The organism is Psychrobacter sp. ASPA161_9 (assembly GCF_051970275.1).
Classification (GTDB): Bacteria; Pseudomonadota; Gammaproteobacteria; order Pseudomonadales; family Moraxellaceae; genus Psychrobacter.
Genome location: NZ_JBEFNI010000009.1, coordinates 74,909 through 89,081, shown reverse-complemented (window position 1 = coordinate 89,081; position 14,173 = coordinate 74,909). Strand labels below are relative to the sequence as shown.

The 14,173-nt window shown below is 40.6% G+C and carries 11 protein-coding genes and 1 tRNA gene; 3 read left to right on the top strand and 9 right to left on the bottom strand.

What is annotated here, in order from left to right; translation table 11 throughout:
* Window positions 1-24 precede the first annotated feature (24 nt).
* Both ACTQ9S_RS11075 and ACTQ9S_RS11070 read left to right on the top strand, forming a co-directional pair.
* Window positions 25-101: transfer RNA gene (locus ACTQ9S_RS11075), tRNA-Pro, on the top strand.
* A gap of 243 nt (window positions 102-344) precedes the next feature.
* On the top strand, window positions 345-1,385 hold the full coding sequence (locus ACTQ9S_RS11070) for a hypothetical protein (protein WP_440454973.1): 1,041 nt from the start codon (window positions 345-347) through the stop codon (window positions 1,383-1,385).
* 395 nt (window positions 1,386-1,780) lie between these two features.
* Here the strand turns inward: ACTQ9S_RS11070 and ACTQ9S_RS11065 are convergent, their stop codons facing one another.
* Complete coding sequence (locus tag ACTQ9S_RS11065) at window positions 1,781-2,083, bottom strand: monooxygenase (protein WP_440454972.1); 303 nt, start codon at window positions 2,081-2,083, stop codon at window positions 1,781-1,783.
* A 153-nt stretch (window positions 2,084-2,236) separates the two neighbouring features.
* Here ACTQ9S_RS11065 and ACTQ9S_RS11060 point away from each other — a divergent pair, with 153 nt between their 5' ends.
* The gene (locus tag ACTQ9S_RS11060) at window positions 2,237-3,220 is read left to right on the top strand and encodes a DUF1853 family protein (protein ID WP_440454971.1); all 984 of its coding nucleotides are present in this window, start codon (window positions 2,237-2,239) and stop codon (window positions 3,218-3,220) included.
* Between the two features lie 54 nt (window positions 3,221-3,274).
* Here the strand turns inward: ACTQ9S_RS11060 and ACTQ9S_RS11055 are convergent, their stop codons facing one another.
* From ACTQ9S_RS11055 to trpB, 8 genes are all read right to left on the bottom strand, one after another.
* Entirely contained in the window at window positions 3,275-4,582 is a 1,308-nt protein-coding gene (locus tag ACTQ9S_RS11055; RefSeq protein ID WP_440454970.1) for a hypothetical protein, read from the bottom strand.
* A gap of 137 nt (window positions 4,583-4,719) precedes the next feature.
* Window positions 4,720-6,201, bottom strand: coding sequence for a hypothetical protein (locus ACTQ9S_RS11050; RefSeq protein ID WP_440454969.1), 1,482 nt, complete (start codon window positions 6,199-6,201; stop codon window positions 4,720-4,722).
* Window positions 6,202-6,778: 577 nt separating this feature from the next.
* On the bottom strand, window positions 6,779-7,318 hold the full coding sequence (locus ACTQ9S_RS11045; RefSeq protein ID WP_350657376.1) for a DUF2726 domain-containing protein: 540 nt from the start codon (window positions 7,316-7,318) through the stop codon (window positions 6,779-6,781).
* A gap of 273 nt (window positions 7,319-7,591) precedes the next feature.
* Window positions 7,592-8,776 (bottom strand): LysM peptidoglycan-binding domain-containing protein, encoded by a 1,185-nt coding sequence (locus tag ACTQ9S_RS11040; RefSeq protein WP_440454968.1) that lies wholly within the window; start codon window positions 8,774-8,776, stop codon window positions 7,592-7,594.
* Window positions 8,777-8,978: 202 nt separating this feature from the next.
* The gene (folC, locus tag ACTQ9S_RS11035) at window positions 8,979-10,328 is read right to left on the bottom strand and encodes a bifunctional tetrahydrofolate synthase/dihydrofolate synthase (protein ID WP_068034562.1); all 1,350 of its coding nucleotides are present in this window, start codon (window positions 10,326-10,328) and stop codon (window positions 8,979-8,981) included.
* A 257-nt stretch (window positions 10,329-10,585) separates the two neighbouring features.
* Window positions 10,586-11,524 (bottom strand): acetyl-CoA carboxylase, carboxyltransferase subunit beta, encoded by a 939-nt coding sequence (accD, locus tag ACTQ9S_RS11030; protein WP_082785745.1) that lies wholly within the window; start codon window positions 11,522-11,524, stop codon window positions 10,586-10,588.
* Between the two features lie 391 nt (window positions 11,525-11,915).
* The gene (gene trpA / locus ACTQ9S_RS11025; RefSeq protein WP_440454967.1) at window positions 11,916-12,740 is read right to left on the bottom strand and encodes a tryptophan synthase subunit alpha; all 825 of its coding nucleotides are present in this window, start codon (window positions 12,738-12,740) and stop codon (window positions 11,916-11,918) included.
* Window positions 12,741-12,853: 113 nt separating this feature from the next.
* The gene (gene trpB / locus ACTQ9S_RS11020) at window positions 12,854-14,128 is read right to left on the bottom strand and encodes a tryptophan synthase subunit beta (protein WP_440454966.1); all 1,275 of its coding nucleotides are present in this window, start codon (window positions 14,126-14,128) and stop codon (window positions 12,854-12,856) included.
* Between the last annotated feature and the right edge of the window lie 45 nt (window positions 14,129-14,173).

Genomic DNA, 14,173 nt, shown 5'->3' with positions numbered 1-14,173 from the left:
TTTTGCGTAAAATAGTCAGTCATTCGGGGCGTAGCGCAGTCTGGTAGCGCACTACACTGGGGGTGTAGGGGTCGCAGGTTCAAATCCTGCCGTTCCGACCAAACATAGTAGTAAAGAGAAAAGCCAATCATTGTTTTCAATGGTTGGCTTTTTTTGGTTTAAGCTTGGTCAACTAGCATATGGTGTAATAGGTAAGAAATGAGTTAGACTTTAGTCAGTTTCTGAAGTAATTATTAAAAATAAAAATATATGTAAAGCTAGGGTTAATTACCTAAAATCAGCCGTTCACACACCTTTAGGCTGGCTTGTCTTGTATATACTTTGACTCAAAGGTGTGTAGAGGTGTGAGTGTGAATGATATAGCGTTACGTTTTGATAAAGCTGAATATTATAGTTTAGAAGAGGCAAGCGAATATCTTAATAGAAAATATAAAACTGACAATATTACTATTCATAAGCTTTTGAAAAAGGTTGTTCAATATGCAATACCATTATTTATATATGGTAAAAACTTTCAGCTTACTGGGGATTATGTACTGAGATCTTATAAGTCAGTCAGTCTTATCAACGATGATATGGAGCTATACAGAAATACTCTCAAAGAGATATTAGTACTTAATAAACCAGTCTATTCTAAGGTAGATAGTATGCTATCTGCAGTTATGGAAAATACGGGAGGATTTCTAGAACTAAACTTAGACACTATAATGGCGTTTTTATTTAGTAGTAAGATAACAACAGATAGTATTGATGAAAGCTCATTATTTAGTGGTTTTCTACCGCTCGACACACCAAATGGCGATGCCTACAGTCTGGATTATCTAGATGATTATTTGTTAAGTAATTTCGAGGATAGCGTAGCATTTACTCTTGCTATATATCCAAATATTGATATTTTTCTAGACGATGAAGAGGAAGTAACTGTAGCTATTGATAGAACTATTAAGTTATGTACTCCCAAGGTTGTGGACTATTACTGTCAACAGGATGAAAGTCAAAAAACCTATATAACACCGTATTTTGAGATTGATAGAAGTGATTTGCTGATACTTAGTAGTGGTGTTACAAAGCTTGAAGAACTTATCTCAAATGTTGAAGAGCCAAGTATAGAAGTTAAATCTTTAGACACAGATTTTTTAAAAAAGAAAGGGGTCAGCCCTCAAAAATTATTAGCTAAACATATGGCTAAACATATAGCCGATAAAGAATGGCAAGCAGATAAACAAAACAAAATTAAAATTACTGAAATGGCAGAAACTATATATTCAAAACTTTACTCGCTTGGGTTTTACAATGAACTACCCGACCAAGCAAAAAATATTAAACCATGGATTAAAGAAGTAGCATCTAGCTATGCTAGTGAAGCAGGCAGACCGCAATCATAACTTGAATGTACCTCAACCTATGTTTATATAGATTAAGCTAGGTTAAGGGAATTTTCTTAATTAGCCCCACCACATACTATACAACCATGTTTAAAGCCGTAGCACACCGTTATGGCTCACATGGAGCTATACACATGGCAAACTTAGAAAAAGCTAAAATCTTAACCAGCACAAAACTATCAATTCAAAAACTATTCAACAAACCACCCAAATGGTCGTTTGCTATATTAAAATTTCTGATCATTATCTTAGTACCTCTATTATCAAATGCACCAGATATTCAGCTTAATTTTTATACCGTTAACATCTTATTTTAAGTCTAAGAAATACAGAAAAAATCCAGCCATTGAAACCAATGACTGGATTTTATTATGCTCATTACTCTTTACCCATTACTACACAGATGCTTTAGTAATTGCACTTAACTCTTCGTTAACTTTAAAGGTTTTCGATTTGATGTCTGTAAATCCAAAAGACTCTAAACGCTCGGTATGCTTAGCTAAATACCTGTTAGCATCCTCTAAATTATCAAACACGTAGATACCACCTGCTTCTTGCGTCTCTTCATTTTCTGTCCATAGCTTATAGACCAGACCCTGCTCGCTTGCGATGTCCTCAGCAAGCTCTTGCATAGATTCAAAGAACTCATTGCCAAAAGGGCCGCTATATGGGAAATCGATTTGCAAAAGGTATTTCATAGTTTAATCCTCATTATTATTTGATTTGTATTTAATAATCGACAGAGTATGTGCTGCCAGATGCTTTCAATCTTAACATAGTACGATTGACTATAGACTTTTAGCTAACGAGCAGCTAGGGTAAATACTTTACGTTTACTCTGGTTTAACCCTATGTCTGAGCTTAGCACGCTACGCCCCGCCACTCTCACAACTCATACCAACTATGCGCCTTGGGAAGCTTACCAGCGTCCTTATGTGCGCGATTTGGCTTATGTGCTGGCGTGCCCTAACGTCTTAACAGAGTGGTTGGACTTTGCACCGCATCAGAATACACATATCGTATCGATACATAGTGCAAGCTTTTGGCAGCAGCAGTTTGAGGAGTATCAGCAGCGTTTAGAAGAGCTGGATACCACCAATGCTTATCAGGATCTGACCCGCTATTTACTGACGCGTCCGAGTCCTAACCGCTTGGGTTTTCATTTCGAAGGGTTATTGTCATTTTGGTTAGAGGATGGGTTTGCGCGTAATCTACATCCATACGAAACGCTCGCTAATAACGTGCAGTTATATAACGGCAAGCAGACGACGGGCGAGCTAGATTTGATTTTGTATAATCACGATGAAGGTCTCATCGAACATTGGGAACTGGCTATTAAGTTTTTTATGGGGTCCGCCCCTTTTGCCCCTGTAAATTGGGTTGGGATTAATTCTAATGATAACCTACAGCGCAAAATGACGCACATGCAAACTAAGCAGTTTCGCACGGTGTGGGTCGATACCGAGGATCATGGACAAGTCAAAATTGATAAGCGTTATGGTGTCATAAAAGGGCGTTTCTTTTTACCAATGAACGTGGCTAATTTTAGCCATTTTCATTGGCCTACTTGGCTAGCACCCGGCTTTCCTATGCACGAATGGTGCGATAAAAATGACAAAGATAATCTCGCTAAGATTGATATGACTACTCTTCGGCGCGCACATTATATCGAATGGTTTACTAGGCGCGGATTTTATGACTTACGTCAATCGCGTCAATCCCAGATATTTTGGCCAGAAAACACACTATCTGCGACAGGACTATACTTTGAAGGCGATAGACCGATAGTTATTTATCCTGAGCAGCAAGATCAAGCTACTAATGAATTGAAATAACTGCTGTCGTGCTAAAATATTACTTTTATCTCTTTAACTGATAAATCAATCAAATTACCAAGAATAACGTCCGTATAAGCTAATCTCGCTGCGCTGGGCTTTCTCTGAATCAAGACTATCAGTGAGCAGTTTAATACCGCCATATTGACTGTCTACGGCCAAACCCAATGCTTGCGTCTGCGGCTCTATTAAACCAGTAATAGTAACAGGATAAGTATCATTTCTGGTTTGATAGCCTGCTGATAGCTGATACAAGTCTTGGATATCATTGACTTGACCATGCATACCGAGCTGCCATTGGTTGTCTAGCTGATGCATAAGGCTACCCTCAACTCGCCATGGCAATGTCTGCGTGACGTCATCAGTATCCAGCTGACCTCCGGTCATATCTATAGGTCGTCTATTTACATCGTAATCTAGTACATATTTAGTACTGGGCGTGTCTTTCCAGTGCATACGTCCAAGGAGATCGTAACCACGGATCGACAACTGAGTACTGTCCGATAACTTCCCTGTCAGATTTACATCTAACGAATAACCATAACCCGCTGGTTTTTCAGGATACCAATTTAGGTCTTCCTCCCCAAGCGCTGGCTCATCATAATAGTAATCTACATAAGTCTCCGTTTTATTTAAACGGTCTATATTTCCAACTATCTCACCATCAGGAAACGCTTGTGACGTGACATTTCCCATAGCATTACCTTCAAGTACGTGTAGCCCTTTCCAAATATTGGCATAAGTTGTTAGCTGCCAATTAGCAGCTATCTGCTGGGTAAAACCTACATTCGCACCAATACGTTCATTGTGCTGTGCTTCTAACTCTAACGCATAGGTTTGGTTTTGATTAGGTATTTGCTTGTTTTGATACTGCCAATACAAATCTGCAGTCTCTTGATCGAATGTCATCATGTAATCATAACGCCACGCTAGACCATAGCTAATCGGACTATCAGCTTGGTGCACATTGAGTGACGCGCGGGCCTGTGCGTAGGCATGCTTACCAGAGTCTAAAGGCGCGTCCCAATCCTTGATGAAAGCAGCAATTGGCTGCGCTGGACTATGAGCAGTTACCATCATCGTCCAATCAATCTGTGTGGCTGGTTTTTTAGATGCGATAGATGGCATAGATACTAAAGGAGTCGTTAAATTTTTATCTGAAACTAACACATCATCAGTCACTTGATAAATCATCGGTGACTCTTGCGCCATAGCAGAGATTGAAACGCCAGTACTTATAATAACCAATATATTACGTGTGGTAGAGGCCATTTGATAGCTCACCTGAGAAGACTCAATAGATTGAGGTGAGAGTAAAGTTTTTATAAATGGCATATAGGTGGATGAGCGCGAGGAAAGCATAAAATTCTTCCATGAATTAAAAGGCATAAAAAAGAGACAGGGCTAGCTGTCTCTTTTTTACACATTATCGATATCTCAAATACGTATCATCACGTTTGAAATATCGTACTTTGGGCTGATGAGATAAGCACTCATAATTAACCTAAAGGAATAAAGCTATTGTCTTTAAACTTAGCACTTACTGTACCGTTGTTCTGTAATAATTCACCAAAGACTTTACCATTGACCGTAATATCAGCAAACTTACCAGTCTTGGCATTTTGGATAATGAACTTATTATCAACATCGAATTTTAAATTAACAGCTGCATTATTTTGGGTAATATTAAGCTGTGTACATTTACAGCTGACATTATATTCAGTGTCTAAAATAGTTTTACCAGTCACATACAACTTCTTGCCATCAACACTTGCATTCAAACCTTGCAGCTCTACAACATCACGTGACATACGCTTCAAGTTTGCCTGAATATCCAGCGGTATAGTAGAGGTAGAAGTGGAGTTGGCATTCTTTCTTGCCACCTTACCCTTGAGAGACATCACTATCTCTATACCAACAAACTTACCAGTAGCCTCTTCAATATTACCATCCTGAGTTACTTTGATGACATTTTTGATATCGGCCTCATTAGCCACTGCATTTAGCGAAATAGTTACATCAGTTGCAGGCTTCTCTTTAAGCAGTTGACCCGTTAGTTTAATAGTCGATGGTAAAGTTCTGACCACTAAGGTGCCATCGGCAAGCTTACGACTCATATCCAAGAACGCCATCTCAAGATCACGGGCTTCGATAGTACTATCGTTAGCTTTAAGCTTTACATTACCCAGTTTTATCACTGCTTTTTCTAGGGTAATACCTTCTCTATTGATGTCATTTAGATCAAACTCATCATTTACCAATACTTTATCGCTGAACTGGGCGTTGACCATTGCACCTTGTGACGTTGAACTAAAAACGACAGCTTCTGCACCTGAACCAATATTTATACTATTGAAACCAAAACTACCTTTGAAGTTGTTAGTACTAGTGTTCGAGCTTAAAGCATTTATATAACCTTTATAGATATTAGTAAATACATCTTTACTCACAACAGTTTTTTCATAATTCATGGTCTGGGAATTGTATTTATAATCATACTCTGTAGTCGTAAGTAACGTCGTACCTGAAAGTTTGAACTGACCATCAGTACTAAGTGTCGCTATAAAATCACTACTTGGGTTTATTGTTGTATCACCCAAAGCTGATTTGAAACTTGCATTATTAGCTAAGGCAATAATGTCAGCTGATGTTAATCTTGCTAGGTTATTTTCTTCCATATAATAGAAAATACCTGTTGGCACATCGAATGTAGCGCTAATTCTTTGCTCTTGTCTTTCTGTAAGAATTTCACTAGCACCTTCATAGGCATCTTCAATGGCTTTATTATCCAAAATGAACTGCTTGGCAGTATTAATAATACTTTTAGCTTGCTCAAGTTCAGACAGGCTGTTGTCTACAGGTGGTTTAGGTGGAATGGCTGAACCGTTATTATTAGAAGCCGTTGTATTATTATCACTACCGCAACCTGCTAGTGCTAAGGTGCTGGCCAATGCTAATGCAGTCAGTTTGAAGAACTTCATAAAATCATCCTTTATTTGTGAGGTCTCTTTCGAGTTACGGTAGTAGATATACTTAAATAAATAATTAAATGATGATTATCTGTCTGATCTAACACCATCAAACTTTTAGTCAAAACTTAAGTTCACTAATCAATAAGCGAATAATATATTCATTTACTGATTTAGTCTATACAGTAATCAACTATATTTTAGCTGTTACACAAATATTAAGATAAAAAGGATTTACGGATTTTATAATTAAAAAATACCAATCATTATGCCTGCAACTTGCTAATTTATAAATAAATAGTAAGTAGAATGAACCTGAAGACTCTCGCTAATATATTATAGCGAGAGGAACGCTATTTAGATAAATACGATTTTATTTAGTTCTATAATTTTAAGAGGTTTTTGGGCTTTGTTTGAAGTTTCAAAAGTAAGCTAAAGTCTAAAAGTAATTGATAGTCAATTCACGATAATATTGACATAAGGAAGCTAATTACAGGCTGTGACTGTACCTTAATGTAGTCATCAAAGTTGACGCTGTAATGGTTTTATAGAACGTAAAATTACGCATTGATATTGAAAGTTTCAGGAATCAATAAGTCTCGATGACCTGCATTAGCTCATATCTGAGCATATCTGCACTTGGCAAACGTTCAGCATGAAACCGTACAATCGGAATACCTGCACTAGCAAGCGCTTTGTCTTTTTTGTCATCCGCCTTTTGTCTTGATTTACTACTATGTGTCCAGTCATCAAGCTCAATAGCGACTAAGGTCGTCTGCGCGTCTATATCGGTAATGACATAATCAACACTTTGACGGCAGATACGGTTAAACCAAAAGCTACGTTCGGAGGTTTCGTCACTATTAGCTTCAATAATGCGAGAGAGTTGAACTTGCACAAATATATGATATTCGGGCAAGGCGTTTTTGAGCTTATGAAAAAATATGACTTCAGTATCAGTCATGATAGGCATCGGTGCAAATGGCCAAATAGCCAAATCATCACCGCGTACAGGTTGTGGATCGGGTTCAATGTTTTTACTAGATTGACGTTTTGACAACAACTTTGGTAATGTAATCAGCCCCAAAAAGCCTACGGCTAACACCAAAAATACAACGCCAAATGACATAATTCTACCTTATAAAATTTTGGGATGACTGATGTTAGAGCTCTCTAAACAATCAATCACAACGCGGCAACCATTATTGGCTAACACGTAATAAAGAGAAAAATAAGTAAATAACAAATTGTTCTTATACTATCCGAGCTAGTAAGTATCTACAATTTATAAACCACAAAACACGACAATAGATGTCGTGTTTTGAATAATACATAATTGGATATAAGAATAAAGTTTAAGATATTAGTGGGTCTTAAAGATAACGTCTAACAAACTAATGACCTAACGCCAATACAACACCCATGCACCTGATGTATCAACCTGAGGGTCAGTATTGATCTTATCTTTCAGCGCCAATGCTGCAACCTTTCCACGTTCTGGACCGACTACAACTCGTACACCGCGACTAGTAGTACTGGTTTTAACTTGATAACCAGCGGACTTAAATTTCTTGGCGACATCGTCAGCTGAAGCTTGATTACTAGCCAAGGCTACCTGCACACCAAAGCTACCTTTGGCATCAGTTTCTTTAACTTCTTGACGAGCTTCGCGCAGCTTTTGTTGAGCTTCACGTTTGGCATCAGCAGACTTCTTAGCTGCTGCAGCCTCACGTTCTAGACGCTCAATTTGCTTACGCGATGGAATCGTTAACTCTTGTCCAACTCGCAATGAAGTCGATGAAGAGATGTCATTAGCTTGAGCCAAAGCTTCAACTGGCATATTATACTGACGTGCTAATTTGATTAAGCCATCGCCTCTTTTTACAGTGTAGTCTGCTGGAGATTTTGGTGGTGCTTTTTCAGCAGCTTCAGCCTCAGCTTGTTCTTCAGCTTGCCTTTCTTTCTTAGCTGCAGCTTGTTCTTCAGCTTTTTTCTTGGCATCAGCTTTTTTCTTAGCGGCAGCTTGAGCTTCTTTTTTCGCCTCTGCCTCAGCTTGCTTTTTCGCCTCAGCCTGCTTTTGATTATCTGCTAACTTTTTCGCTTCAGCTTGCTTGGCAGCTTGTTCAGCCGCTTGAGCTTTTTGTGCCTTATCATTGGCCGTACTTGTAGTCGTATCATTGCTCGGTTGCACAGTCGGTGTCGCAACTGTAGTACCCTCTGCTACCTCTGTACTATCACTTTCTGCTGGAAGAGAGTTGGCAACATACTGCTGGTTTTCTGCACGAGACTTAGCCAGTGCTTGTGCTTCTGCACTCTCTTGCTCTGCCAAAAACTGCTGTGCACGTTTCTCTTGTTCAGCGACACGAGCAGCACGTTCTTTTTGCTTTTGAGCCAAAATACGTTTTTCAGTATCGATATCTGTGGTTAACGGCGCCGTTGAGGTTTGCTCAGTTGATGATTTTTCGACGATAGCAGCAGGCGTTGCTGGTTTATCACTAGTACCAATCTGTTGCACCATAGCATATAGCATTACGCTACCGCCTATAATCATCCCAATGCCCAATAAGGCTTGTCTCGAAAAATTCATCCGTTTACGTCTCTTAGTTGGTAATAAGGTTGATTGCTAGGCATGACTAATCTTTGTCGCCATCTCATTGCAAAAGTTATATCGTTTTTGTAAAACGCTTTGATTATAAAACATATTTTTCGCGCTGTCTGCTATCACACATCTCTTAAAATGATGTTTAGAAAATATTTACGCGCCAATCAATTTTAAAGGGTAGTAAATATTACTTCACATCAAGAGTGGCAAGCGCTTCACCAATCGTATGAAAAGAGCCACATACTACAATTAAATCTTGTGGATCACTGTTTTTGATTACGGCTTGTGTAGCCTGTTGTAAGTCAGCATAAACATGTATAGCAGTATCCCCCACGTGGGCAGCTAATGCCGTTTGCAGCTCGTCAATACTTGCTGCACGAGGATGATCAATCTCTGCAATGTACCAATCCGTAATCGGCAAATCAGCATCAGTTAAACGCTGTGCAACCATAGCGATATCTTTATCACCTAACATAGAGAATAACATCTTAATAGTCGCAGATGGTGAGTTTGATTGACGGCTAACATGCTCCTGCCATAATGGTAATAGTTGCGCTAACAAAAACTCAACTCCTTGCTCATTATGTGCCACATCAAATAGCCAATGACGCGCAGCTACCTCACGGTAATCAAAACGTCCTGCTAGCTTGACAGTACGTAATGCCTGTTCAATAGCCTTAGCATCTACGGTCAATGAGCTTGCTAGCACCGCGGACAGCGCGTTAGCAGTATTCGTCAGTGACAACGCGGGACGTGGCAGCTCTAGGGTGACAGCCGCATTACTATACTGCCAAGTCTGCGCATCAACTACACGGTAGCTAAAATCATGCTCTACTTGATAACAGCTGGCATTATGCGTATTAATAAGTTGCTGCACGCTGTTTGGCATATCAGTGGCACCGTATATCAAAGTAATATCATCACGCAGGATACCGGCTTTCTCGCTACCAATGTCTTCGACATTATCACCCAACCAATCCACATGATCGATACCGATATTGGTGATGACGGCCAAATCCGGGTCAATAATATTAACTACATCTAAACGTCCACCTAGCCCCACTTCCAACACCCAAACATCGCAATCGGCTTCGGCAAATATCAGCAATGCAGCAAGTGTTGTCATCTCAAAAAACGACAATGTTAAATTGCATTGGAGTCGCGCTGCTTCTACTTTGCTAAAAGCATCAATCAAAGTCTGATCGCTAACCATTTCACCGTTGATACGCACGCGCTCATTAAAAGCGCTTAAATGCGGAGATTGATACAGGGCGGTCTTGTAGCCTCCAGCTTGACACATCTGTGCAATAACTGCCGTCGTCGAGCCTTTGCCATTAGTACCTGCCACGGTGAATACATAAGCATCGTCTTTCGCTGACTTTACCACTCCTAGCGCCTCAGCGACGGGCAGCACACGTGATAGCCCCATATCTATCGCTGACACATGTATCTGTTGCATATAATCCAGCCATTCGGTTAGACTCGACTGGCTATTTGGGCTATTGGTATTAATCGTATCAGATAAGGATGCAGACATAAAAAACCTATTAAAAAACTCAAATTGAAAAGAATTTAAAATCGAAATTCAAAGCAGTGTATAACAACACTCTCAAAAACCAAACCTAAAAACCAAAAATAGCACTTATCGTTAAATAACGACAAATGCTATTAGAAAGCTTTTGGACTAAGTATTTTGGACTAAGTCTAGTTATGCTAGATGCCGGTCAATGCCAAAACGGATGACAATATTTAGTTATATAACTTAACCAAATACTTTAGTCAGACAATGATTGACTAAGCATTGACGTTTGGCTGATGACACAACTTAGCCAACAAGCGATAAATCGTATCAATCATCTGATGACGATGCACCACTTCATCAACCACGCCATGCTCTAACAAGAACTCAGCACGTTGGAACGGCTCTTCTAATGTCTCACGTACCGTCTGCTCAATCACGCGCTTACCAGCAAATCCAATCATTGCTTTTGGCTCTGCTAAGTGAATGTCACCAAGCATAGCAAGAGAGGCAGTTACGCCACCATAAACTGGATTGGTCAGTACTACGATATAAGGTACGCCAGCAATTCTTAAGCGCTCAACCGCCGCCGCAGTACGTGCCATCTGCATCAATGATAGCAGACCTTCTTGCATACGTGCACCACCAGAGGCAGCGAAACATACCAAAGGCTTTTTCTCATTCAGCGCTTTTTCAGCGGCCTCTACAAACCGATCACCAACGACCGACCCCATTGATCCACCCATAAAGCGGAAGTCAAAAGCACAAGCAACCACCTCAAGGTTACGCAATTTACCATACAAAACAATTAAGGCTTCGCTCTCGCCAGTCTTGGTCTGTGCTTCAGTCATGCGCTGTGGATACGGTTTACTATCTACAAATCCAAGAGGATCCTTCGCAGTAAACTGCTGGCCAAGTTCACCATCAACTTGACCTAAGAACCAATTCAAACGCTCACGCGCCGTCATCGGTAAATGGTGGTCACAATGCGGACAGACATAGCAGTTAAAAATCAGCGCTGTATTGGTAATCATTGAATGACAGCTGGTACATTCTGTTGACGGCTCGGTCTCGACTGCCGTCAACGTCTGTGTCAATTGCTGCTTGATACCTGGAACTGGACGATCAAACCAAGAATGACGTGTTGGATCAGCAGCACTGCTATTGTCTTGAGTATCAGGTTTTTTTATAGTATCAGTCATAATATTCGCCATTATTGAAGGCTTATCGGCAAGTTTGCTCATTCACTTGTCCTTAAGAATTTAATTGTTGTCTAGTCTAAGAATCAAATACAGCCATAACATGAGCAGTTATAACTGACGCGACAGTCCATCACACTAATACTATCTATACATAAGATAAATAGCAGGCAAACCGAATCGCGTAATTGTAACAAATTATACGTCATGTTAGTTTACACTCGTAAACTAAATTTAGCAAAGTCATTTAGCCTTGTACATAAAAAACTATCGCTAAAATATTGCCACTGAAAACGCTACTATTTAAAAAACTGTTATCAGAAATATTTAGAAAAAACACTAACTCTGAAAACAACGTCGCTATCTTAATAACAGCTTATTTGACGCAAACCACAATGAACGACTATTAAGCGCTTAAACTATCGAGTGCGCCGCGTAGCTCGTCCATCTTAGCCATAATTTTTTGCTGAGCATTAGCAACAGCAGTTGGATCTTTAGCATCTATATCGGCAAAGTTCTGCACCAGCGCACTACCCACAATGATACCGTCCGCATGAGCACCAATCGCTTTGGCTGACACTGCATCACGAATACCAAAGCCCACGCATACTGGCAAATCGGTCTCAGCTTTAATCGCTTGCACTTGCTTTGCAACATCATCAGTATCTAGCGTTGCCGAGCCCGTCACGCCTTTAAGCGACACATAATAAATATAACCACCGCAATGTGTTAGTACTTGCTCACGGCGTTCAGGTAAAGTGGTTGGCGATAACAAGAAGATCTCATTCATCGAATGGTCAGTTAAATGCTGAGTAAAGCTACCCGCTTCTGCTGGCGGTAAATCAACCATCAATATCCCATCAACGCCTGATTGCTCGCATAAAGCGACAAAATTATCATAACCGATGATTTCAACTGGATTGAGGTAACCCATTAGAATAATTGGGGTCTGCGTGTCTTGTTTGCGGAACTCTGCGACCATGTTTAGCGCATCACGAGTACTCGTGCCCGCTGCTAAGGCACGCTCTCCCGCTAAAGCAACGGTTGGGCCATCTGCCATTGGGTCAGAGAACGGTAAGCCCACTTCAATCATATCTGCGCCATGCTTGACTAAGTCATGTAGTAATCCGACGAAGTTACCAGGATTAGGATCGCCTGCCATTACATAGGGAATCAAGGCTTTTTTGTTCTGTGATTTTAAAGTTTCAAAGGTGCTTTCAATACGGGTCATAGGGTTCTCTAAAATTAATTTAAACTGGCTATATTGGCTCTCTACGATTTAATAAGAGAGCTCATCAATTTATTTTATAAAAGCGGATTCATAGCGCAAAATAAGATACGCGACTACAACTCAATCCCTTCCGCCTTCATTACCGAATGCAAATCTTTATCACCGCGACCTGACATATTGACGATAATGGTTTGATCAGGGGTCATGGTTTTAGCCAGCTTAAGCGCATAGGCAACCGCATGGGCAGATTCGAGCGCAGGAATAATACCTTCTTTACGCGTGGATTCATGAAAGCCTTCTAACGATTCTTTATCGGTACAGCCCACATACTCAACACGTTTCATATCTTTTAAGAAGCTGTGCTCAGGACCAACACCAGGATAATCAAGGCCCGCTGAGATAGAATGCGTCTCTTGAATTTGGCCTTCATCGTCAGCCATCAGATAGGTACGGTTGCCATGTAACACACCGATACGACCAGCAGCTAATGGTGCTGAATGACGACCGGTTTCAATGCCATCACCTGTCGCTTCCACGCCATACATTTTGACTTCAGTATCGTTTAAGAAATCAAAGAATAAACCAATAGCGTTCGAGCCGCCACCGACACAGGCGACCAACGCATCAGGTAATTTGCCTGTTCTTTCTAAATGCTGAATACGCGCTTCTTTGCCAATAATCGCTTGAAAGTCACGCACTAGTAGCGGATAAGGATGCGGGCCTGCCACCGTACCGATGATGTAATATGTCGTATCGACATTGGTCACCCAGTCACGCATAGCTTCATTCATAGCGTCTTTGAGAGTACGTGATCCAGAAGTCACTGGCACAACCGTCGCACCTAGCAAACGCATACGATAAACGTTCATTTTTTGGCGCTCAACATCATCTGCACCCATATAGACGATACATTCTAGACCTAGGCGCGCAGCAATCGTTGCCGTCGCTACACCATGTTGACCTGCGCCGGTTTCAGCGATAATGCGCTTCTTACCACACATTTTGGCAAGCAATGCCTGCCCAATGGTGTTATTCACTTTATGTGCACCAGTATGATTTAAGTCTTCACGCTTAAAGTAAATCTGCGCGCCACCAATCTCATCACTTAAACGCTTGGCATGATAAAGCGGCGTTGGACGACCGACATAATTGACTAAGTCATTGTGATATTCTTCCCAAAATGCAGGGTCAGCTTTTACTTTGGTGTATAAGGTTTCAAGCTCTTCTAAGGCGGCCATTAACGTTTCAGAGACAAAACGACCGCCGTGGACGCCAAAATGTCCACGTGCATCAGGGTACTGGTTAAAGTCTTGGACGTCTGTTGGATTAGTAAAGGTATTGATAGATTGTGCAGTAGCAGATGGTGCTTTGTTCGTGGCATGACTCATGATAATTCCTACGATAAGTGGTATCTTTTAATATAAGGATTGGTA

Bases quoted from the DNA above. Each gene is read 5' to 3' on its own strand.
- ACTQ9S_RS11065 (WP_440454972.1), bottom strand. From the start codon at position 2,083: ATGAAATACCTTTTGCAAATCGATTTCCCATATAGCGGCCCTTTTGGC.
- ACTQ9S_RS11060 (WP_440454971.1), top strand. From the start codon at position 2,237: ATGTCTGAGCTTAGCACGCTACGCCCCGCCACTCTCACAACTCATACC.
- ACTQ9S_RS11055 (WP_440454970.1), bottom strand. From the start codon at position 4,582: ATGCTTTCCTCGCGCTCATCCACCTATATGCCATTTATAAAAACTTTA.
- ACTQ9S_RS11050 (WP_440454969.1), bottom strand. From the start codon at position 6,201: ATGAAGTTCTTCAAACTGACTGCATTAGCATTGGCCAGCACCTTAGCA.
- ACTQ9S_RS11045 (WP_350657376.1), bottom strand. From the start codon at position 7,318: ATGTCATTTGGCGTTGTATTTTTGGTGTTAGCCGTAGGCTTTTTGGGG.
- ACTQ9S_RS11040 (WP_440454968.1), bottom strand. From the start codon at position 8,776: ATGAATTTTTCGAGACAAGCCTTATTGGGCATTGGGATGATTATAGGC.
- folC (WP_068034562.1), bottom strand. From the start codon at position 10,328: ATGTCTGCATCCTTATCTGATACGATTAATACCAATAGCCCAAATAGC.
- accD (WP_082785745.1), bottom strand. From the start codon at position 11,524: ATGGCGAATATTATGACTGATACTATAAAAAAACCTGATACTCAAGAC.
- trpA (WP_440454967.1), bottom strand. From the start codon at position 12,740: ATGACCCGTATTGAAAGCACCTTTGAAACTTTAAAATCACAGAACAAA.
- trpB (WP_440454966.1), bottom strand. From the start codon at position 14,128: ATGAGTCATGCCACGAACAAAGCACCATCTGCTACTGCACAATCTATC.